Origin of the sequence: Gillisia sp. CAL575, assembly GCF_000403785.1 — a bacterium.
Lineage (GTDB): Bacteria > Bacteroidota > Bacteroidia > Flavobacteriales > Flavobacteriaceae > Gillisia.
In genome coordinates, this window is record NZ_APHJ01000018.1 from 1 (window position 1) to 21540 (window position 21540).

Sequence of the window (21540 nt, forward strand, 5' to 3'; positions counted from 1 at the left end):
ATAAAAAACCAGCCATTAAATATAAATTAATGGCTGTTTTGCTTTTAGAAAAGTGATTTTAAACCTCCTTTTCTTCAGTAGCTTTCTCAATCTTAATTGTAAGCTTATCACCTTCTTTGTCAAGGTCCATATATATAGTATCACCTTCTTCAAGATGAGAAGTGATTATTTCTTCAGCAAGAGCATCTTCAATATACTTTTGGATAGCTCTATTTAATGGTCTTGCACCATAATCTTTATCGAATCCTTTATCTGCTATGTAATCTTTTGCACTTTCACTTAACACCAAAGTGTAGCCTATAATTCCAATTCGGGAGTATAATTTTTCTAATTCAATATCAATAATCTTGTGAATATCATCTCTATCTAGAGAATTAAAAATCACTACATCATCTATTCTATTAAGAAATTCTGGTGCAAAAGCTTTTTTCAATGCATTTTGAATTACACTTCTAGCGTTATCATCTATTTGAGATTTCTGAGAAGCAGTTCCAAAACCAACACCTTGTCCAAAATCTTTTAGTTTACGAGACCCAATATTAGAAGTCATTATAATAATAGTGTTTCTAAAATCGATCTTTCTACCTAAACTATCTGTAAGGTATCCATCATCCAAAACCTGTAAAAGCATATTAAAAACGTCTGGATGCGCTTTTTCTACTTCATCTAAAAGGATCACAGCATAAGGCTTGCGTCTAACCTTTTCAGTTAACTGTCCACCTTCTTCATAACCAATGTATCCCGGAGGTGCACCAATTAATCTTGAGATGGCAAATTTTTCCATATACTCACTCATGTCAATTCTTATGAGGGTATCGTCATTATCAAAAAGTTCTCTTGCAAGAACTTTAGCAAGTTGAGTCTTACCTACACCCGTTTGCCCTAAGAATATAAAGGAGCCAATAGGTTTATTAGGATCTTTTAATCCAGCTCTATTTCGTTGGATAGCCTTAACAACTTTATTAACTGCATCGTCTTGCCCTATTACCTTGCCTTTTATACGATTTGGCAGTTCAGCCAATTTGGTAATTTCTGTTTGTGCTATTCTGTTTACTGGAACACCTGTCATCATAGAAACCACATCTGCAACATGGTCTTCTGTAACAGTTTCTTTATGCAATTTAGATTCTTCCTCCCATTTTTCTTGAGCAATACCTAGCTGCTTTTCAAGATTCTTTTCGTCGTCCCTAAGTTTTGCAGCCTCTTCGTACTTCTGCTTTTTAACAACAGCATTTTTCTCTTCCCGAACAGCTTCTAACTTTTGTTCCAAGTCTAAAATTTGCTTTGGCACTTCGATATTTGTAATATGAACACGGGCGCCAGCTTCATCTAATGCATCTATTGCCTTATCTGGCAGGAATCTATCTGTAATATATCTATTGGTTAATTTCACGCAAGCGCTAATAGCTTCGGGTGTATAGTTAACATTATGATGTTCTTCGTATTTGCCTTTAATATTATTAAGGATCTCTAAAGTCTCATCTACCGTTGTAGGTTCCACAATAACTTTTTGAAACCTTCTTTCTAAGGCACCATCTTTTTCTATGTATTGTCTATATTCATCAAGAGTAGTGGCACCAACACATTGTATTTCACCTCTTGCTAAGGCAGGTTTAAACATATTACTCGCATCTAAACTACCAGTTGCTCCACCAGCACCTACAATGGTATGAATTTCATCTATAAAAAGAATAATATCATCATTCTTCTCCAGTTCGTTCATAACCGCTTTCATGCGCTCTTCAAATTGACCTCTATATTTTGTTCCTGCAACTAAACTGGCAAGATCAAGTGTTACTACGCGCTTATCAAAAAGAATTCTTGAAACTTTTCGCTGGACGATTCTCAGTGCTAATCCTTCAGCGATGGCAGATTTTCCAACACCAGGTTCTCCAATTAAAAGCGGATTGTTTTTCTTACGTCTACTAAGGATCTGACTAACACGTTCTATTTCTTTCTCTCTACCAACCACAGGGTCTAATTTATCTAACTCTGCCATTGCAGTAAGATCTCTTCCGAAGTTGTCTAGAACAGGAGTTTTAGATTTCTTATTGGTTTTTCCAGCGTTGCTAAAAGGATTATCCTTAGTAGCATCATCTGCGCTCGCGTCTTCATCTGAAAATGATTCAGCTCTTGGAGCTTCTAAATAATCGTCATCATTTGTAATCATATATTTGAATTGATCTTTAACTCCATCATAATCAATCTTTAGTTTGTTTAAAAGTTTGGTTGTAGGATCATTTTCATTTCTTAAAATGCACAATAATAAATGTGCAGTATTAATAGAAGTACTTTGAAAAAGCTTAGCCTCTAAAAATGTAGTTTTTAAAGCCCGCTCTGCTTGTCTTGTAAGGTGTAAATTCTTTTTTTCATTAGAAATTCCTGAAGATTCCGGGTTTGCAGGGCTTAATATTTCCACTTTTCGTCTTAAATGACTTAAGTCTATATCTAGGGCATTCAATATATTTATAGCTTTACCATCTCCATCTCGTAAAAGCCCTAGCATTAAATGTTCTGTACCAATAAAGTCGTGACCTAACCTAAGAGCTTCTTCTTTGCTATAGGCAATCACATCCTTTACTTTGGGAGAAAAATTATCATCCATCTTATTTCCTTTCTCTAAAATTATATATTAACAATATGTGCGGTAGTTCAATAATTATACCTATTAATTAATATGTCGCTAGCTAATTGACAAAATTACTTTCAATAATCAAAATTTAAGATAGCTAACTTATTAACGAAGGGGCGCTAATTATTTGTTAATAAAATTTACACAAAGCCTTGTCAATAGTGCTTAAAACAACTGCGAAATACGTAAATTGGCACGTTATATTTTCAAACTAAATTAAAATATTTAATATGGCTGAAGGAGAAAAGTTAATTCCTATCAACATTGAAGATGAAATGAAATCGGCTTACATCGATTATTCGATGTCGGTCATTGTGTCACGTGCCTTACCTGATGTACGAGATGGGTTAAAACCTGTTCACAGAAGGGTTTTGTTCGGAATGCATGAATTGGGAATTAGAGCTACTGGATCTCACAAAAAATCTGCAAGAATTGTAGGGGAAGTATTAGGTAAGTATCACCCACACGGGGATACATCTGTATACGACGCTATGGTGCGTATGGCTCAAGAATGGAGTTTGCGATATATGCTTGTAGATGGTCAAGGTAACTTTGGATCTATAGATGGTGATAGTCCTGCAGCAATGCGATATACTGAGGCCAGAATGAGGAAGATCGCTGAGGATATGTTGGCAGATATTGATAAAGATACTGTAGACCACCGATTGAATTTTGATGATACTTTAGAAGAACCTACCGTTTTGCCAACACGAGTTCCTAATTTATTAATAAATGGAGCTAGTGGTATTGCAGTAGGGATGGCAACCAATATGCCTCCTCATAACTTATCTGAAGTTATTGATGGTACGGTTGCGTACATAGAGAATAACGATATTGAGATAGATGAGTTAATTACTCACATAAAAGCACCAGATTTCCCAACAGGAGGTGTAATATATGGTTATGATGGTGTTCGTGAAGCCTTTAAAACAGGTAGAGGTAGAGTGATGATGCGTGCAAAATCTACTTTAGAAGATGTTAATGGTAGAGAAGCGATCATTGTAACAGAGATTCCATATCAGGTGAATAAAGCCGATATGATCAAGAAAACCGCCGATCTTGTTAATGAGAAAAAGATCGAGGGGATTTCAACAATTCGTGATGAGTCCGATCGAAACGGGATGCGTATTGTTTATATCCTAAAGCGTGATGCGATACCAAATATTGTTTTAAATACTCTCTTTAAGCATACAGCGCTTCAACAAAGTTTCAGTGTAAATAATATCGCCTTGGTAAAAGGTAGACCTGAGATGTTGAATTTGAAGGATATGATCGTTCATTTTGTAGAGCATCGTCATGAAGTTGTTGTAAGGCGTACTCAATACGAATTGCGTAAGGCTGAAGAAAGAGCACATATTTTAGAAGGATTGATCATCGCTTCAGATAATATTGATGAAGTGATTGCCTTAATTAGATCTTCCAGTAATGGAGACGAAGCTCGTGCTAAATTAATTGAACGTTTCAGTTTATCTGAACTTCAGGCGAAGGCAATTGTAGAAATGCGATTGAGACAGCTTACCGGTTTAGAACAAGATAAATTACGTACAGAATACGAAGATATCATGACGACCATTGAGGATCTTAAAGATATTTTGGCTAGAAAAGAGCGTCGTATGCAAGTTATCACAGATGAGTTGTTGGAAATCAAGAACAAATATGGTGATGAGCGTAGATCTGTTATAGAATACGCAGGTGGAGATCTTAGTATAGAAGATATGATCCCAGATGAACAAGTAGTTATTACTATTTCTCATGCAGGTTATATTAAGAGAACATCACTTACAGAATATAAAACCCAGAATAGAGGAGGAGTAGGTCAAAAAGGATCTACAACAAGAAATGAAGATTTCCTTGAACATTTGTTTACAGGAACCAATCATCAATATATGATCTTCTTTACTCAAAAAGGGAAATGTTATTGGATGCGTGTTTATGAAATTCCTGAAGGAAGTAAGACTTCTAAGGGTAGAGCTATTCAGAATTTAATAAATATTGAACCAGGGGATAAGGTGAAAGCATTTATTAATACTCAGGATCTTAAAGATGAGGAGTATATAAATAGTCACTTTGTAATCATGGCCACCAAGAAAGGACAGGTTAAGAAAACTTCTTTGGAGCAATATTCTAGACCTAGAATAAATGGTATTAATGCCATTACCATTCGAGAAGACGATGAGCTGTTAGAAGCAAAACTTACCACGGGGAACAGTCAAGTTATGTTGGCTATTAAAAGTGGTAAAGCCATTAGATTTGAGGAAGAGAAGACCAGACCAATGGGTAGAAATGCCTCAGGGGTTAGAGGGATTACTTTAGCAGACGATAATGATGAAGTGGTTGGTATGATCGCTGTGAATGATATGGATACTGATATTTTAGTAGTTTCTGCTAATGGTTATGGAAAACGATCAAAACTTGATGACTACAGAATCACAAATCGTGGAGGGAAAGGTGTTAAGACAATTTCAGTAACAGATAAGACTGGAGAACTAGTAGCTATAAAGAACGTGACTGACAGCGATGATCTTATGATTATTAATAGATCTGGACTTGCTATTAGAATGAGTGTAGATAATTTAAGAGTTATGGGAAGAGCTACGCAAGGGGTTCGACTTATAAATCTTAAGAGTAATGATGCTATTGCGGCAGTAGCCAAAGTAATGAAGGATGATGAGGAAGTAGTAGAGGAGTTACTAGAAGAGCTGTCAGACACTGATATCAGTGAAGAAAATTCTGATGGCACAACTATTGCAGACAATAACGATGAAGAATAACTAACTAAAATCTAAATTAGAATGAAAAAGAATATTTTATCAATAGGCTTATCTTTAATAACAGTTGTTGCAATAGCCCAGAAAAAGGAAGTTCGCGATGCCGGTAAGGCAATTGACAAAGGAAGTTATGCGGAAGCTAAAACTTTGCTTACTCAAGCAGAATCTATGTTGGGTGATGCTAATGACAATCTAAAAGAAGACTTTTACGTTTTTAAAGGTCAAGCTTATCTAGGTACAGGAGAAGGAACTTCAGTAAAGGACCTTATGACTGCATCTGAAGCTTTTAAAAAAGCGGAAGAATTAGGTAATGCAGAAGCTGCTGCTCAAGGTTTATCTGGTGTTACAAATAGCTTGATTCAAAGCGCTATCAACGACCAGAATGCTGAGAAGTATGATTTGGCTGCAGAAAAATTATATGCAGGATACAAATTAAATCCTAAAGATACTTTATATCTATATTTTGCTGCTTCTAATGCAGTTACTGCAAAGAACTACGAAACAGCTCTTAAGTATTATGAGGATCTTAAAGATTTAGGATATACTGGTATTGAAACAGAATATTTAGCAGTTAATAAGTCTACTGGGGAAGAAGAGGCTATGCCAAAATCTCAACGTGACCTAATGGTTAAAACTGGTGAGTATATTAACCCAGAAGATAGAGTTGCACCATCAAAATCTGGAGAGATCACTAAAAACATCGCTTTAATATATATTGAGCAAGGTAGAGAAGAAGAAGCCGTAAGCGCTTTAAAAGCTGCAAAAGAGGCTAATCCTGAAGATGCTTCATTAATGCAAACTGAAGCGGATATGTATTACAAAATGGGTAAAAAAGATAAGTATAAGGAGCTTATGGAGGAGATTGTTGCTCAAGACCCTACGAATGCTACTTTATATTACAACTTAGGAGTAACTTCTTTTGAAATTGGAGATAATGATGCTGCAATTGCTTATTACGAAAATGCATTAAAGTATGATCCAGAGATGACTGAAGCTCGTTTAAATATTGCTGCTGCAATATTAGCTAACGAAGCTAAAATTGTTGAGGAAATGAATACTTTAGGAATGAGCAAAGGAGATACTAAGAAGTATGATGAACTTGCGGAAAAACGTAAAGACGTATATAGAAAAGCCCTTCCTTATTTAGAACAAGTAATGGAAAATGATGCTGATAACATTGAAGCAATCAGAACTTCTATGAATATCTACTATCAACTAGGAGAAAATGAAAAAGCAGATGCTTTACAAGCAAAATTAACTGCTAAAGAAAATAAATAAGAATTTATCTTATAAACTAAAAAGGCTGTCAGTAATGACAGCCTTTTTTTGTGCTTTATATTTCACAATATTAAGAAGATCCAATCTCTAAATGATCTTCTTAATCACTCTTAATTGATGTGTATGTCTTTTCAATTCAGTATTAAAAATACCCGAATGATCAATTCTATCTATTCTCACTTTACCATTTACATGTATAATATAATTATCCTGCATAATGATACCCACATGTGTAATTTTCCCTTCAGCGTTATCAAAAAAGGCTAGATCTCCAGGTTCACTTTCTTCTATAAAACTTAAGGCTTCTCCTTGTGTAGCTTGCTGAGAGGCGTCTCTTAATAAAGAATAGCCATTTAGCATATATACCATTTGGGTAAGTCCGCTACAATCTATACCAAAAGGAGTTTTCCCTCCCCACATATAAGGAGCATTGAGGTACAAGAGTGCGGTATTAACCAAATTTGTTTTTTCTTTTACTCCTGAAATACTACTACCATCAAAAGTGTTTTTTAATGGCTCATTACTATTCAAAACAGAACCTAAAGGAATGGTTGTCAAACCTTGCGTTTCATCGGTTAAGAACTCGATGAGGTCTGCAGAATATTTTCTTTCTTCATAAGAAAGGTCAAAATATACAGCTTCCTCTACTTTGAAATATTGTCGGTTATCTATCCAACCTTCATAGGAATCGAATGCGATACGAATTCGGCTCCATTTACCACGTTCTTCAAGAACTTTAAAATATTCCCCATACAAGAGTTGGGTAACCATTTCGGAAGCATCGGCCGGTTGGATTCTAACCGGCACAATGCTCAAGTTGCATATTCCGTACTGCATTGATTAAAACTTACTAATTTAATCCCTCATTGAGGGTTTAATTCCACGAGCCCTATATCTCGAATTTTAAAAGTGATTTTCATTTGTACCTCTAAGACCTGCCTCGAGATTTTTAATTTTAGTCTCTCTGAATTACAATTGCAGATGCTCCACCACCTCCGTTGCAAATTGCAGCAGCTCCGGTTTTAGCATTATTCTGTTCTAATACATTTAGCAGAGTTATAATAATTCTAACCCCAGAACATCCAAGAGGATGACCTAAAGAAACAGCTCCACCATTTACATTGGTATTTTTATCTGTAAGACCTAAGATCTTCATATTTGCTAATCCAACAACGGCAAAAGCTTCGTTGAATTCAAAAAAGTCAACATCATCTTGATTAATACCAGCTTTAGCTAATGCTTTAGGAAGCGCTTTAGATGGCGCAGTAGTAAACCATTTAGGTTCTTGTGCAGCATCTGCAAAACTCTTAATGCTCGCTAATACTTTCAATCCTAATTCATCTGCTTTCTCGCGGCTCATCAATACAACTGCTCCAGCTCCATCATTGATAGTAGAAGCATTTGCAGCAGTAACAGTCCCATCTTTAGAAAAAGCAGGACGTAAAGAAGAAATCTTATCCATTCTTACATTCTTGAATTCTTCATCTTCTTTTATTACTATAGGATCTCCTTTTCTTTGCGGAACTTCTACAGGTACAACTTCATTATCAAATTTCCCATCTTTCCATGCTTTGGCAGATCTCTCATAAGATTGAATTGCAAAAGCATCTTGATCTTCTCTACTAAAATTATGCTCGGTAGCACAAAGATCTGCACAGGTTCCCATTGCATTATGATCGTATGCATCTACCAATCCATCTTTTTGCATTCCATCTATCATTGTTGCTGGACCAAATTTATGTCCAGATCTAAGATGCATATAATGCGGAATTAAACTCATGTTCTCCATTCCTCCTGCTACAATAATATCTGCATCTCCTAACATAATAGCTTGTGCTCCCTGCATTACAGCCTTCATTCCGCTTGCGCACACTTTATTTATAGTAGTACATGGAACAGTATCCGGAATTCCGGCACCTAACGCAGCTTGCCTAGCTGGAGCTTGTCCAACTCCGGCTTGCACCACATTACCCATTAATACTTCTTGAACCATTTCTGGCTTTAATCCTATTTTATTTAAAGCTCCTTGAATTGCGATAGAACCTAATTTTGTTGCTGGTACTGTAGATAATCCACCTAGGAAACTTCCAATTGGTGTTCTTGCAGCACTTACAATTACTACTTCCTTATTCATAACTTAAAATTTTAATTTTCTCTTGCGAATTTAGTGATTTTATCAAGAACAAACCAAGGCTTCTAGGTGCACCGTGTTTTTTTACTACATTTGAAAAATAGTATTAAAATACATGAATAATTACGTAAACAACTTTTATAAAAATCAGGCTTTATTCTACAAGATTTTTCTATTTATAGTCACAGCGTTTTTAATTGTTTATCTGCTTCCAAAGGGAGGTAAATTTAAATATGAGATCACTAAGGGCAAACCTTGGCAATATGAAAATTTATATGCGCCATTTGATTTTGCCATCTTAAAAAGCAATGCTGAAATAGTTAAAGAAAAGCTTCAGATAAATAGTAACCATATTCCCTACTACACATTTAATGAAAATGTTGTGGAGCAAGTAAAGTCAAAAGTTCCAGAACAATTAGAGAAAACTTTTACAGATAGTATCTTAAAAAGGAAAAGAAGACTGTTATCTGGTTTTATTGAAAAAACTTTGGATGATATATATGAAAATGGAATTTTACTTGAAGCTAAACCTGCCGATGCTAACAAACTCGTATATTTAAAGAGAGGGAATGAGGCATTTGAACTCAACTATGATAAACTATTACTTCAAGATGAAATTCGGCCATATCTAAATGTTCAGATCAACCAGAGTAGCTTATCTTCTCTAAAACCAGAATTATTAGAATTCTTTTATAATGCTATTAAACCAAATGTTACTTATGATTCTGGACTTACTCAGAAGGAATTAGACAGTAAATTAGGTTCCATTTCCTATACCCGTGGAAGTATAGAACGTGGTACCATTATAATTTCTAAAGGGGAGATAGTAGAAGGTGAAACATTAGATGTTTTAACTTCCCTTAAATCTGAATATGAATCTCAAGTTTGGAGTGATTCCAGTTATAATTGGATCTTATTTGGTTACAGTATATTGGTTTGTCTTGCTTTGCTGATGTTGCTACTGTTTATTAGAAGAAATAGAAGAGATATTTTTGAGAATAATGTAAAAGTTTCATTTATTTTCTTCAATATTTTATTGATGGTTTTTCTAACCACGTTAGTTGTAAATTTTGAAGCTAAATATGTTTACATTGTTCCGCTTTGTATATTACCCTTGACCTTAAAAGCATTTTTTGATTCTAGGTTGGGTTTATTTACCCATGTAATTACTGTTCTTATTTTAGGTTTTGTAGTTCCCAATAGTTACGAATATATGTTCCTTCAGATCACTGCGGGGATTGTTACTATTCTTACTGTTTCAGAATTGTATAAAAGGGCTAATTTATTTATTTCAGTAGGGCAAATAACCTTTATTTATATTCTAGTTTATTTTGCATTTACTATTATTCAGGAGGGGAATATACAAGATCTAAATTCTGAAATGTTCCTTACTTTTATTTTAGGTGGATTGGCAACTTTGTTTGTGCAGCCGCTTATTTATATTTATGAAAAACTCTTCGGATTGGTTTCAGACATGTCACTTTTAGAGTTATCTGATACCAATTCCAAACTATTGAAGGAGTTAGCAGAGAAGGCGCCTGGAACTTTTCATCATTCTCTTAATGTTGCAAATCTGGCTGAAGCTGCTGCAAATGAGATTGGGGCTAACGCAATGTTGGCTAGGGTAGGAGCCTTATATCATGATATTGGTAAAATGGAAAACCCTACTTATTTTTCTGAGAACCAAACCAGTTCAGTGAATTCCCATGACGAATTATCTCCAGCAGAAAGTGCTGAAGTAATTATAAATCATGTGATTCATGGAATTGAAATTGCCAGAAAAAATAATCTTCCAGATAGAGTGATAGATTTTATTAGAACCCACCATGGAACCTCTTTAGTATATTTCTTTTATATGAAAGAAAAGGAAATGAACGACAAAGTATCTACATTAGATTTTAGATACCCTGGTCCAATTCCTTTTAGTAAAGAGACTGCGATTTTAATGATGTGTGATAGTGTAGAGGCAGCAAGTAAAAGTTTAAAAGAGCCAACAACAGCTAAAATTGATGATTTTGTAGAAAGAATTATCAATAAGCAAATGGATGAAGCTCAGTTCTTAAATGCTAACATCACCTTCAAAGAGATCCAACTAATCAAAAAGGTATTAAAACAAAAACTGAAGAATATTTTTCATTTAAGAATAGAATATCCCGAATAGCTAGTTATCTTACTTCAAGTATTTTAATTTCCTTTTCATTTAACATGAATGTGTCTCCGGCTTTTTTACCTTTTATTTTTTCATAAACAGGAGCTTCAGTAGAAATTACATATACACTGCTGCCATCATCCATTTTTATTTCACCTAAAGCACATGCAATAAAATAATATCTTTCTTCAGTTTCAATAACACTCCCAAATTTTATAGACTCACTATAATGTTCTCTATCTATTTTAGTTAGAGTAAGTTTCATTGTTTGGGCAGTATCTAGGTATTTGGCGTACTTTTCAAAGTCGCCTAATAATTCTCCTTTGCTTCCTTCTTCATCATAATCTGTATGTACATCATTTGCTTCCATAGATTCTTTTATGGTATCCATTTCAGACTTGTAACGTTGTATTTGCTTGTTTACAGTATCCAAGCAGTTATTGAATAATTGGGTTTTATTTGGTATCATTTATATAGTTTTAAATAAAAGTAAGTATCAACTTTTAGCTGTTATAATAATTTGCAAAATTTTAATAATTAATTTCCTCTTTCTTAAAACAATAATTATAAGTCCTTAAGCTTATATTGTATATTTATAAGTCTATAGACTAATATTTTATATTTATAAGGTTTCAGACTAATAAAATTTATATATTTGGATTATGATAGCAGTTTTAACAGCAGATTTAATAGATTCTTCTCTTTATGAAGAGAAAGTTTTACAAGAAGTATTGGATACTCTTAAGCAAGAGTTCGAGCGTATTATTGGGGAATATAAGGAGGAGGATATACGCCTTCAGATATATAGGGGAGATAGTTTTCAAGGAATAATTAAAAACCCAGAAGATGCTCTTAAAATAGCCCTTCAAATTAAAACAGCTATAAACAGAATTCATTTTAAGGAAACAGTGAAGAATAGAGCATATTCTAAAATAGCCGATTTTAAGATCGCCATAGGGATTGGAGAGCAGGAATTAGATCGTGAAGCAATTTCCGAATCCAATGGCCCCGCATTTCAATTTTCGGGACGAAGCTTAGATGAGATGAAAACTGAGAATAGAAAAACTAAATTAAAAACCGATTTTGAGGAAATAAATGATGAATTTAATACCTCTTTATTCCTGTTAGATACCATTACCGATAAATGGAGTACAGCATCTGCAGAGGTGGTTTATTACCTTTTAAAAGACCTTAAAGAAAGAGAAGTAGCTGCAGCAATCAATATTAGTCAGTCAGCCGTAAATCAGCGAAAAAAGGCTGCGGGATGGGACGCAATTTCAGTTTTGTTAGACAGGTATAAAGCTGTAATCACGAACAATTTAGTAAATAGAAAATAATATGCTTATTTTAATACAATTAATACTGGCTCACCTTTTAACAGATTTTGTGTTCCAACCAAATAGCTGGATAAAGCATAAAAGAAAATATAAGGTAAGATCTTATTACTTAATAATTCATGCCTTGCTAGCAGGAGTATTAAGTGTGATTCTTATTCAGAAACTGGAATGGTGGTATATTGGATTATTTATTAGCATCACACACTTTTTAATAGATTGGTGGAAACTGAATCAGAAAAAAGATAATCTCAAATATTTTATTCTAGATCAGTTCTTTCATTTTTTAATCATAATACTAGTATGGGTGTATCTAATTAATGGATTTCCTAAAATTATTCCTTTTCTAAAAGAAATTTTCAATTCCACATCCATATTAGTAATCCTTGGAGCTTATCTATTTGTGATTTTCCCAGCAGGTTTTTTGATAGGGAAGGCGACCAAAAAATGGCAAAATGAAATTAAGGAAACTCATACTAAGAACAGTTTAGATAATGCAGGACGTTATATTGGTATTTTTGAACGGATCCTAGTGCTCACCTTCATTCTAACAAATAATTTCTCTGCTATAGGATTTCTGATCGCTGCCAAATCCATTTTAAGGTTTAGCGATAAATCTGAAACCGGAGCTAGAAAGCAAACAGAATATGTGCTTATAGGAACATTAATAAGCTTTACAATCACTATCCTTTTAGGACTTTTAATACGCCAGTTCTTGTTCTAGAAGTTGGATATTGCTAAACATTCGTTCTTTAACAAGATTCATCATTCGCTTATTTAGAGCAGAAGAATTTTCTATATAAAGTAAATATTCTTCAATAGTAAAATGACCGATAACAATTCCTTTTAAGCTATTTCTGAATTTGATATCTCTCTGAATAGCATTTTCAATAAAACTTAATTTCTTTTCCACAGAATATGCATGAAAACTATTCTTGTGTTTTTTTATGTAGTTTCTAAAGACCTCTACAAATAGTTCATTTTGAAGTTTAATAACTGGGCGAAGCGTTTTGTTTTGGAACTGCTCCTCCAGACTCATTTTTTCTGAAACTTTTGCCGATGGAATTTCTGGTCTAAGACGAAGCAATTCAATATCTCGATTGTTCATAGTTTTGAAGTTTATTAAATTTAGATAAAATAAGCGCTGTTTATTTATTTGATTATTCAACTTTTAAACCGATTTATAAACAACTGCTCAGTTAAAAGTCTCTTAATCGCTTATTCCTTTGTATGGTTATTTTTACCTTTAATAAAATTGAAAAAAGTTATGATTATATCTAGAAATCCATACAATGGTGAAGAAGTAGCCAGTATTAAAGAATTTTCCAAGAAAGATATAGATGAAGCATTAGATGTTGCTGATAAAAGATTCCAAACCTGGAAAAAAACCTCCTTTAGTGAGCGTTCTAAATTAATGATGGCTGCAGCAGCAGAATTAAAAAAGAACAAGCAAGAATATGCTGAAACCATTACTTTAGAAATGGGAAAACCTATTACACAGGCAATTGCAGAAGTAGAAAAATGTGCTTGGGTTTGTGAATATTATGCTGAAAATGCCGAAAAGCAGTTAGCAAAAGAAATAATAAAAACCGATGCTATAAAGAGCTATACCTCCTTTGAACCAATAGGAATTGTTTTAGCAGTAATGCCTTGGAATTATCCTTTTTGGCAGGTATTTAGATTTGCGGCACCAGCTTTAATGGCAGGAAATATTGGAGTATTAAAACACGCTAGTAATGTGATGAAATCTGGAGAAAATATTCAGAAGATTTTTGAAAGAGCAGGTTTTCCAAAGGGATGTTTTCAGAATTTACCAATTGGCAGTAAAAAAGTAGAAGGTATAATTAGAGATAAAAGAGTTAAAGCGGTCACATTAACAGGAAGTAAACCAGCAGGTAGTTCGGTAGCTTCAATAGCTGGAGAAGAGATAAAAAAATCTGTTTTAGAATTAGGTGGTAGTAATGCGTTGGTGATTTTTAAAGATGCTGATATTAAAAAAGCTGTAGATACTTGTGTACAAGCCAGATTTCAGAATACAGGTCAAAGTTGTATTGCAGGGAAAAGACTTTTATTACAGGATTCCATTGCCGAAGAATTTTTAGAACTTTTCTCTAAACAAGTAAGAGAGCTAAAAAGTGGAGATCCTATGAGTGAAGATACTTATATAGGGGTTTTAGCGAGAGAAGATCTCGCTGAAGATCTTGAGAAACAGGTGTCAGAATCTGTAAAACAAGGGGCAAAGATTCATTTAGGAGGTGTAAGAAATGGCACTTATTATGAACCCACAATTATTACCGAGGTTACAAAGGAAATGACAGTGTTTGCAGAAGAAACTTTTGGTCCTGTAATTTCTGTGACTACCTTTAAAGATGAAAAAGAGGCAGTAGATCTGGTAAATTCATCAAATTTCGGATTGGGTGTATCAATCTTTACCGAAGATCTGGAGTTCGCTGAAAAGCTATGTCCAGAATTTGAAGATGGAGCAGTGTTTGTGAATGAATTAGTAAAAAGTGATCCTAGATTACCGTTTGGAGGAACCAAAATATCCGGTTACGGGAGAGAATTATCTATTCATGGAATTAGAGAGTTTGTAAACAAGAAAACGGTGTATATCAGTTAATTATATGTGTTATCAACTAAAGGCCTAAATAGATTTATGTGTTACAAGGGAAGTTTAGCGGCAGAGCAAAGGAGGATAGAAGATAGGGTCTCTAGAAATTTCAAAAAGAAGATCCAATATTTACCATCCCATAATATTAATGCCTTCGCTAATCCAAATGTTTATATCATAGCTCAAGATGATGCTAATGTTATAAAAGAAGGGGTTTGGGGATTAGTTCCAGAATGGAAAAATAATGATCCTCAAGACTTTTTGAGCGGAAAGCAATATACTAATAATGCTAGAGGCGAAGATCTTTATGAAACCAGATCTTTTAAAAATCATGTTATTAACGAACGATGTTGGATCATTTTTGATGGATTTTTTGAACCTCATTATTATTCATCTAAAAGCCAGCAACCATATTTTTGTTATATTCCTGATGGTAATTCGGTTTTAAACAGGCAAATACTTACCGTTGCTGGAATATATTCCAAAATCAAAAATAATTATTATGTAAGTTTAGTAACTACTGAAGCAAATGATTTTTTTGCTGAAGTTCATAATAAACAGAAAAGAATGCCCTTAGTGTTGGATACTCATTTGAGAGAAGAATGGATCTCAAAGAACCAATCTAAAAGTGTAATTTTAAATTTGGTGAAAAATGGTTTTACCAATGAGGAGTTCCATGCTCATCCAGTATCAGATCTTTTATATAAAGGGAGCAATGAAGAATCAACAATACTACCCATAGAACAATTTAAATCTAATTCTTTATTTTAGTTAATTGATTTAAAAACATTTAAACTTAGATGAGACAAGAAATTGCAATTACGGTTGATGCTGTAATATTTAAAGATTTAAAATCTTCAGCAAGAATTCTTTTAATTAAACGAAAGAATGATCCTTTTAAGAACCAATGGGCTTTACCTGGAGGTTTTCTTGAAGAAAGTGAAAACCTAAAAGAAGGTGCTAAGAGAGAATTATTAGAAGAAACGGGTGTAGAGGTAGATGCTTTAAAACAGTTAAAAACCTATGGGAGTTTGAATCGGGATCCACGGGGCAGAACAATATCTATTGCCTTTATTGGTAAAGTTAAAAATGATGTTATAATTAAAGCTGGTGATGATGCTAAAACTGCTGGATGGTTTAGGTTAAATGAACTTCCAGGATTAGCTTTTGATCATTCTAAGATCATTAAAGATGCAAAGAAGTATCTTCGTGACCATAAACTATAAATAAACAAAATATAATATGAGATTTCATACTAGAAAATGGGTAAAACCGCAAGATCTTAATCCGAATGCTTCACTATTTGGAGGAAGATTATTAGAATGGATAGATGAAGAATGTGCACTTTATTCCATAATCCAACTAGAAAACCCAAAAGTAGTTACCAAATTTATGAGTGAGATAAATTTTCAGAGCTCCGCAGTACAGGGAGATATCGTTGAAATTGGAATTGATGTAGTTAAATTTGGTAATGCCTCGTTAACCTTGCGTTGTGAAGTAAGAAATAAAATGACAAGGGAAACTATAATCTCAATTGAGAATATTGTCATGGTAAGTTTAGATGAAAATGGAAAACCACAAGCTCATGGAAAATCTGAAATAGAATTTGTGAGGGATAGACTTAAGGATTAGTATTTGTAACATCGGTGATGTTTTGTTTGCTAGAAGAGATCCTAATTGGTAAATCTACGTCTTTATTTCCGCCGTATATCTTGATTTCCTGGATGTCGGCAGGCATATAGTAACCATTGTCTTCTAATGCTTCTTTAACCGCTCTAACAACATTACCTTTTGTTGTAAGCGCCATTTTTCTAAAGTCTTTGGTATCTACCCAAAAGAACACTTTTAGATTCACTGTGCTTGTTGCCAATTCATCTTCTATAACAAAATTTTCATGCTCTTCATCTTCAATCACATTTGGTTCTTTTCTTAAAGCTTCCATTACGGTCGCTTTGGCGCCTTCAATATTATCTTCGTAAGCAATTCCAATAATAAAGTTCCATCTAAAGAATCCATCCTCGGTGTAGTTAGTAACGGGTGTGGTTAGTACATCGCTATTTGGAATATATACATCTTTTCCATCAAAAGTCTTCAACTTGGTATATCTAAACTCTAAGGCTTTTACTTTTCCAAAGTTATCTCCTATTTCTACCGTGTCATTAATATCAAAGGGTCTATTAAATGCGAGAATGATCCCAGCAATAAAATTCTCTCCTATATCTTTAAATGCGAAACCTAATACTACTGCACTTGCACCAGCCGCTGTAAGAATAGCAGTGGCTATGCCACCTAATCCAGCAGCTTTTAGAGCTAACATGATAGCAATAATAAGGGAAATAATTTTAATTGTTTTCCCCAAGAATTTGCTCATTAAAGGATCATTAGTACGTCTTGAGATTCTTTCTATTGCAAAATTCCCAATCCAGGATCCTATTAATACACCTAAGATTATAATCAATAATCCCATACCAATACCAGGCAATTGTGCAACTAACCCATCATAAAAGTGAGTGAATGAGTCTTGTATACTTAAGTTATCCTCAGTGTTGGTTTGCATTTATAATTGAGTTAGATGGTATTCCTATTGAATAGGGATTGAAGTTAATAAAAAAACCACATTTATTTATTCTTTCAAATAAGTGAATGTGGTTAATTTTTATAAATAAGATTACTCTCCTTTACTTCTCTTTTCCTTTTGCTCCTCTAAAGCATCTTCAATTTGCTTATTCGCTTTTTCTAGTTGTTTTTCTGTTGGGCCTTCAATCTTCTGCTCTTCTGCTTTTTCTGGCTCTAAACTTAAACTGATATAAAAAGGATAATGGTCTGAATCTATATTTTCTCCAGTTTTTACTTCAACCAATCTAAATTCTTCAGAAACAAAGAAGTGATCTAAAGGCCATTTCATAATAAAACTTGTTGCGTTAAATGAATTAAAGAAACCTCTACCTTTTCTGATATCTAGTAAAGAACTTACATCCTTAAATAATGAAGAACTTGCAGACCAAGCAACATCGTTAAAATCTCCTGCTACAATAGTTGGCAAATCTCTTTCCAAAGCCATTTTAGCAACCATCATCATTTCTGCATCTCTATCTGTAGATGTTGGGTTTTCTTGGGGCATTGGTGGCGTTGGGTGTATTGCATGTAACATAATCTCTTTCCCAGATCTTAGGACTAAAACCGTATGTATAGATGGAATACTATCATCTACCAAAAATCTCTTCTGAGGATTCTTCATTTCAAATTTTGAATAAAGAAGCATCCCATAAGTATTATTGATAGGAATTTCTACTCGATAAGGATATTTTGCAACTGCATCATGCACATCGTTCATCCATCGCGTGTCTGTTTCCGTTAGCAATAAGATATCTGGATCTTTATCTTCAATTTCCTTGATTAGAAGCGTTGGATTGGTATTTTTCTGTAGAACGTTGGCTGCATAAAATTTCAAAACATCTGCTTGATCCATATTTTCTGAAACTTTTTCAACTTCATGCTTTCCATGAGGTAAATATGGGAAAATCTTATACATCTGAAATGTGAAACACATCAATAATACTACTACAAATAAATAGTCTTCTACCCATTTAACGTCAAATTTTATAAAATATACAACTATAGCTACAAAAGTTAGAATAGTTAGCTGGATGTGTGGATAATCGAACATTCTAATCCACCAGAAATCTGCTGCTGCAAGTGGAATTAAGGTTAGTAAGACTGCAAATAGGCCAAAACCTTGTAGGAAGGATTTTAATTTCATTCAGGTAATTTAAATGGTTAGTTATTCTTGTTTATTTGTGGTTGTATTCTGGTTCATATTATTTGCCAAATACTTTAGATCATCTCCAGATGGAGCTTCGAAAAGTTGCAAACCAAAATAAGGTAGAGCCGCAATTAAATGATCAAAAATATCGGCCGCAATATATTCATAATTTTCCCAACGTTTATCACTACTAAAACAAAGAACTTCTAATGGAATTCCTTGTGGTGTAGGGGAGAGGTGTCTTACCATTAGATATAACTCTTTATTAATACCTGGATGATCATGTAAATATGCATCGGCATATTTTCTAAAGATCCCTAAATTAGTTTGATTTCTTCCATTGATTGGAAGCGTGGTGTCTACATTATTTTTTCGGTTGTACTTATTTACTTCTTTTTGGCGATGCTCTAAATATGGTGCAATAAGCGTAATGGATTTAAGTTGCTCTAGATCTTCTAAAGTCACAAATTTCACGGAATTTTGCTTGATATTGATAGCTCTTTTTATCCGTCTACCAGGCGATTCCAACATTCCTCGCCAGTTTTGGAAAGAATCTGCAATTAAACTATATGTTGGAATTGTTGTAAAAGTATTATCAAAATTCTGTACTCGAACTGTAGCAAGATTGATTTCGGTTACATCTCCATCTGCTCCATATTTGCTAAAGGTAATCCAGTCTCCTATACGCACAATATCATTCACAGAAACCTGTATAGAAGCTACAAAGCCCATAATGGTATCTTTAAATATCAACAGGATAACGGCAGATGCGGCCCCTAAAGAGATCGCGAAATTAATAACAGATTTTCCTGTTATTTCAGAAAAAACAAACATAATTCCTACGATCCATATAAAGATCATAAGTACCTGCATGTAGCTTTCAAGGGGTTTGTCAAAATATTCTTCCCTAGTCTTTAAGTAATTCTTACTGGTACGCAATAAACTTCTAAAGATCCAAACCACCAGTATTATTATATATAGGTTAGTCAAGAAAACAACACCCTTCAAAACGAATTGATGATCTATAAGAATTACCGGAATTGTAGCATAGATCAAGAGAATTGGGATAATTCTCCCCACATATTTTGGAAAATTACTCTTGATTAAAAAATCATCAAATGTGGTTTTAGTTTTATTAGTAAAGGCTTTAAAAGATTCAATTACGAATCTTCTTAAGATATAATTTATAAAATGTACCAATCCATAAAGGATAAGAAGATTTATAGCTAGATTTAAATAACCTGCTGCATCCGTGTTCATTCCTTGCTGAATAAAATAACTTTCAAGAAAGCAGCTTATAGGTTTTATATCAAAAATATCTTCGAACATATTATAAATACTTTTTTTCTATATAAAATGGGCCAAATGGAATTACCGAACATGCTACAGCGAGTAGTAAGGTTTTAAATTTCCAATCCAATATATTATATACTATTACAGCGCCTACAAGGTAGGATATAAAAAGGATTCCGTGTGCCATTCCAACTACTTCAACCATTTGCGGCAGGTTAAACAAATACTTTAATGGCATCGCTATAAAAAGCAGTAGGATAAAAGAAATACCTTCTAAGATACTTACCCATTTAAAAACTTTAATTTGAATATGTTCATTCATTAATGTGAATTTTTGCAAAGATAATTTTAAAACTTAGAGTTAATAAAAAATCCTTTCAATAAAATAGCTATTGAAAGACTTTGCGTGTTAAAACTCTACCAAAATTTATTAGGAATTTAATTTAAAGATGCTTCTTTTTTTACAATTTGACTATTTTGCGCAGAATTAGAAAAAGAAAATATGAAATCTAAAATATTAGTTACTGGCGGACTTGGATTTATTGGATCGCATACAGTGGTTGCGCTTCAGCAGCAAGGATTTGAGGTTGTTATAATAGATAACTTGTCTAATTCCTCGATAGACGTCTTGGCAGGAATCACTAAAATTACACAAACCACACCAGAATTTGTAAATATTGATCTTCGGAATAAAGATGCAGTAATAGATTTTTTTGAGAAATATCAGGATATAACTGGAGTAATTCATTTTGCAGCTTCCAAGGCAGTAGGTGAAAGTGTGGAGAATCCGTTATTGTATTATGAAAACAATTTATCTACCCTAATATATATTTTACAACAATTAAGTAAGAAAAATAAAGCCAGCTTTATTTTTAGTTCGTCATGTACCGTTTATGGTCAGGCAGATAATTTACCAATAACTGAAAATGCCCCAGTGAAAAAGGCTATGTCTCCTTATGGTAATACAAAGCAGATAGGAGAAGAAATTATTATGGATACCTGTAAGGTTTATCCTAGCTTAAAAGCGATCTCTCTTAGATATTTTAATCCAATAGGGGCACACCCAAGCACAGAAATAGGGGAATTGCCTATAGGAACGCCTCAAAATTTAGTTCCATTTATTACACAAACCGCAATAGGAAAAAGGGAACAACTATCCGTTTTTGGAAATGATTATCCTACTAGTGATGGTACTTGTGTACGTGATTATATTCATGTAGTAGATCTGGCCCAAGCACATGTGGTAGCACTTAAAAAATTAATGGAAGAAGAAGCTTTAGGGAAAAATTATGATGTTTTTAATCTAGGAACTGGGAAAGGAAATTCTGTTCTAGAAGTGATTCAGTCGTTTGAGAGATCTACTGGAGAGAAGTTACCCTTTAAGATTGTTGATAGAAGGGAAGGGGATATTACAGCAGCTTATGCAGATACAAATAAAGCAAATACAGGATTAAATTGGAGAGCAGAACATAGTTTAGATGAAGCTTTAAAAAGTGCATGGAAATGGGAGAAAAAAGTTTTTAAAAATGAAGATTAGGAACTGTTGAAAGCTTCCAAAACAAATATAAAAAGAAAGCCACT

General features: G+C 33.7%; 19 protein-coding genes. 10 read left to right on the plus strand and 9 right to left on the minus strand.

The genetic code is table 11. The annotated features are described in order from the left end of the window. Positions 1-58 precede the first annotated feature (58 nt). Positions 59-2605, minus strand: coding sequence for an ATP-dependent Clp protease ATP-binding subunit (locus I130_RS00460; protein WP_034917403.1), 2547 nt, complete (start codon positions 2603-2605; stop codon positions 59-61). A 257-nt stretch (positions 2606-2862) separates the two neighbouring features. On the opposite strand from I130_RS00460, the gene gyrA reads away from it, so the two are divergent. Continuing rightward, a complete protein-coding gene (gene gyrA / locus I130_RS00465; RefSeq protein WP_034917408.1) occupies positions 2863-5403 on the plus strand; it encodes a DNA gyrase subunit A in 2541 nt (846 codons plus the stop codon). Positions 5404-5424: 21 nt separating this feature from the next. Beyond that, a complete protein-coding gene (locus I130_RS00470; RefSeq protein WP_034917412.1) occupies positions 5425-6678 on the plus strand; it encodes a tetratricopeptide repeat protein in 1254 nt (417 codons plus the stop codon). A gap of 87 nt (positions 6679-6765) precedes the next feature. On the opposite strand, the gene I130_RS00475 is transcribed toward I130_RS00470, so the two are convergent. Together I130_RS00475 and I130_RS00480 are read right to left on the minus strand one after the other, a co-directional pair. Further along, positions 6766-7515, minus strand: a complete 750-nt coding sequence (locus I130_RS00475; RefSeq protein ID WP_034917414.1) for a C40 family peptidase — start codon at positions 7513-7515, stop codon at positions 6766-6768. A 118-nt stretch (positions 7516-7633) separates the two neighbouring features. Then, positions 7634-8812, minus strand: coding sequence for an acetyl-CoA C-acyltransferase (locus I130_RS00480; protein WP_034917416.1), 1179 nt, complete (start codon positions 8810-8812; stop codon positions 7634-7636). 112 nt (positions 8813-8924) lie between these two features. Here I130_RS00480 and I130_RS00485 point away from each other — a divergent pair, with 112 nt between their 5' ends. Beyond that, the gene (locus tag I130_RS00485; RefSeq protein WP_034917419.1) at positions 8925-10970 is read left to right on the plus strand and encodes an HD family phosphohydrolase; all 2046 of its coding nucleotides are present in this window, start codon (positions 8925-8927) and stop codon (positions 10968-10970) included. 4 nt (positions 10971-10974) lie between these two features. On the opposite strand, the gene I130_RS00490 is transcribed toward I130_RS00485, so the two are convergent. Continuing rightward, positions 10975-11427: a hypothetical protein gene (locus I130_RS00490; RefSeq protein ID WP_034917421.1), complete on the minus strand. Its 453-nt coding sequence runs from the start codon at positions 11425-11427 to the stop codon at positions 10975-10977. 193 nt (positions 11428-11620) lie between these two features. Between I130_RS00490 and I130_RS00495 the strand changes: the two genes are divergently transcribed. Continuing rightward, positions 11621-12295: a SatD family protein gene (locus I130_RS00495; protein WP_034917423.1), complete on the plus strand. Its 675-nt coding sequence runs from the start codon at positions 11621-11623 to the stop codon at positions 12293-12295. Between the two features lies 1 nt (position 12296). After that, positions 12297-13016, plus strand: a complete 720-nt coding sequence (locus I130_RS00500; RefSeq protein ID WP_034917425.1) for a DUF3307 domain-containing protein — start codon at positions 12297-12299, stop codon at positions 13014-13016. On the opposite strand, the gene I130_RS00505 is transcribed toward I130_RS00500, so the two are convergent. After that, the gene (locus tag I130_RS00505) at positions 12993-13400 is read right to left on the minus strand and encodes a hypothetical protein (RefSeq protein WP_034917432.1); all 408 of its coding nucleotides are present in this window, start codon (positions 13398-13400) and stop codon (positions 12993-12995) included. The two genes, I130_RS00500 and I130_RS00505, sit on opposite strands and share 24 nt — an antisense overlap. Before the next feature lie 159 nt (positions 13401-13559). Here I130_RS00505 and I130_RS00510 point away from each other — a divergent pair, with 159 nt between their 5' ends. Genes I130_RS00510 through I130_RS00525 form a run of 4 tightly spaced genes read left to right on the plus strand, consistent with a single transcriptional unit; the run spans position 13560 to position 16535 of the window. Further along, positions 13560-14912, plus strand: a complete 1353-nt coding sequence (locus I130_RS00510; protein ID WP_034917434.1) for an NAD-dependent succinate-semialdehyde dehydrogenase — start codon at positions 13560-13562, stop codon at positions 14910-14912. 36 nt (positions 14913-14948) lie between these two features. Next, positions 14949-15674, plus strand: coding sequence for an SOS response-associated peptidase (locus tag I130_RS16150; protein ID WP_051119568.1), 726 nt, complete (start codon positions 14949-14951; stop codon positions 15672-15674). A gap of 29 nt (positions 15675-15703) precedes the next feature. Beyond that, complete coding sequence (locus tag I130_RS00520; RefSeq protein WP_034917437.1) at positions 15704-16129, plus strand: NUDIX domain-containing protein; 426 nt, start codon at positions 15704-15706, stop codon at positions 16127-16129. A 16-nt stretch (positions 16130-16145) separates the two neighbouring features. Further along, positions 16146-16535, plus strand: a complete 390-nt coding sequence (locus I130_RS00525) for an acyl-CoA thioesterase (protein ID WP_034917440.1) — start codon at positions 16146-16148, stop codon at positions 16533-16535. Here I130_RS00525 and I130_RS00530 read toward each other — a convergent pair. From I130_RS00530 to I130_RS00545, 4 genes are all read right to left on the minus strand, one after another. Then, complete coding sequence (locus I130_RS00530; protein WP_034917444.1) at positions 16525-17460, minus strand: mechanosensitive ion channel family protein; 936 nt, start codon at positions 17458-17460, stop codon at positions 16525-16527. The genes I130_RS00525 and I130_RS00530 overlap by 11 nt on opposite strands. A gap of 111 nt (positions 17461-17571) precedes the next feature. Beyond that, complete coding sequence (locus tag I130_RS00535; protein WP_034917446.1) at positions 17572-18663, minus strand: endonuclease/exonuclease/phosphatase family protein; 1092 nt, start codon at positions 18661-18663, stop codon at positions 17572-17574. Between the two features lie 21 nt (positions 18664-18684). Next, entirely contained in the window at positions 18685-19995 is a 1311-nt protein-coding gene (locus I130_RS00540) for a mechanosensitive ion channel family protein (protein WP_034917451.1), read from the minus strand. A 1-nt stretch (position 19996) separates the two neighbouring features. Further along, positions 19997-20281, minus strand: coding sequence for a DUF3817 domain-containing protein (locus I130_RS00545; protein ID WP_034917454.1), 285 nt, complete (start codon positions 20279-20281; stop codon positions 19997-19999). 180 nt (positions 20282-20461) lie between these two features. Here I130_RS00545 and galE point away from each other — a divergent pair, with 180 nt between their 5' ends. Further along, positions 20462-21496, plus strand: coding sequence for a UDP-glucose 4-epimerase GalE (gene galE, locus I130_RS00550; protein ID WP_034917457.1), 1035 nt, complete (start codon positions 20462-20464; stop codon positions 21494-21496). Positions 21497-21540: the final 44 nt, after the last annotated feature.

Coding starts and splice junctions, on each gene's coding strand:
- I130_RS00470 (WP_034917412.1), top strand. CDS start 5,425: ATGAAAAAGAATATTTTATCAATAGGCTTATCTTTAATAACAGTTGTT.
- galE (WP_034917457.1), top strand. CDS start 20,462: ATGAAATCTAAAATATTAGTTACTGGCGGACTTGGATTTATTGGATCG.
- I130_RS00475 (WP_034917414.1), bottom strand. CDS start 7,515: ATGCAGTACGGAATATGCAACTTGAGCATTGTGCCGGTTAGAATCCAA.
- I130_RS00520 (WP_034917437.1), top strand. CDS start 15,704: ATGAGACAAGAAATTGCAATTACGGTTGATGCTGTAATATTTAAAGAT.
- I130_RS00525 (WP_034917440.1), top strand. CDS start 16,146: ATGAGATTTCATACTAGAAAATGGGTAAAACCGCAAGATCTTAATCCG.
- gyrA (WP_034917408.1), top strand. CDS start 2,863: ATGGCTGAAGGAGAAAAGTTAATTCCTATCAACATTGAAGATGAAATG.
- I130_RS16150 (WP_051119568.1), top strand. CDS start 14,949: ATGTGTTACAAGGGAAGTTTAGCGGCAGAGCAAAGGAGGATAGAAGAT.
- I130_RS00500 (WP_034917425.1), top strand. CDS start 12,297: ATGCTTATTTTAATACAATTAATACTGGCTCACCTTTTAACAGATTTT.
- I130_RS00495 (WP_034917423.1), top strand. CDS start 11,621: ATGATAGCAGTTTTAACAGCAGATTTAATAGATTCTTCTCTTTATGAA.
- I130_RS00545 (WP_034917454.1), bottom strand. CDS start 20,281: ATGAATGAACATATTCAAATTAAAGTTTTTAAATGGGTAAGTATCTTA.
- I130_RS00530 (WP_034917444.1), bottom strand. CDS start 17,460: ATGCAAACCAACACTGAGGATAACTTAAGTATACAAGACTCATTCACT.
- I130_RS00485 (WP_034917419.1), top strand. CDS start 8,925: ATGAATAATTACGTAAACAACTTTTATAAAAATCAGGCTTTATTCTAC.
- I130_RS00540 (WP_034917451.1), bottom strand. CDS start 19,995: ATGTTCGAAGATATTTTTGATATAAAACCTATAAGCTGCTTTCTTGAA.
- I130_RS00490 (WP_034917421.1), bottom strand. CDS start 11,427: ATGATACCAAATAAAACCCAATTATTCAATAACTGCTTGGATACTGTA.
- I130_RS00510 (WP_034917434.1), top strand. CDS start 13,560: ATGATTATATCTAGAAATCCATACAATGGTGAAGAAGTAGCCAGTATT.
- I130_RS00460 (WP_034917403.1), bottom strand. CDS start 2,605: ATGGATGATAATTTTTCTCCCAAAGTAAAGGATGTGATTGCCTATAGC.
- I130_RS00535 (WP_034917446.1), bottom strand. CDS start 18,663: ATGAAATTAAAATCCTTCCTACAAGGTTTTGGCCTATTTGCAGTCTTA.
- I130_RS00480 (WP_034917416.1), bottom strand. CDS start 8,812: ATGAATAAGGAAGTAGTAATTGTAAGTGCTGCAAGAACACCAATTGGA.
- I130_RS00505 (WP_034917432.1), bottom strand. CDS start 13,400: ATGAACAATCGAGATATTGAATTGCTTCGTCTTAGACCAGAAATTCCA.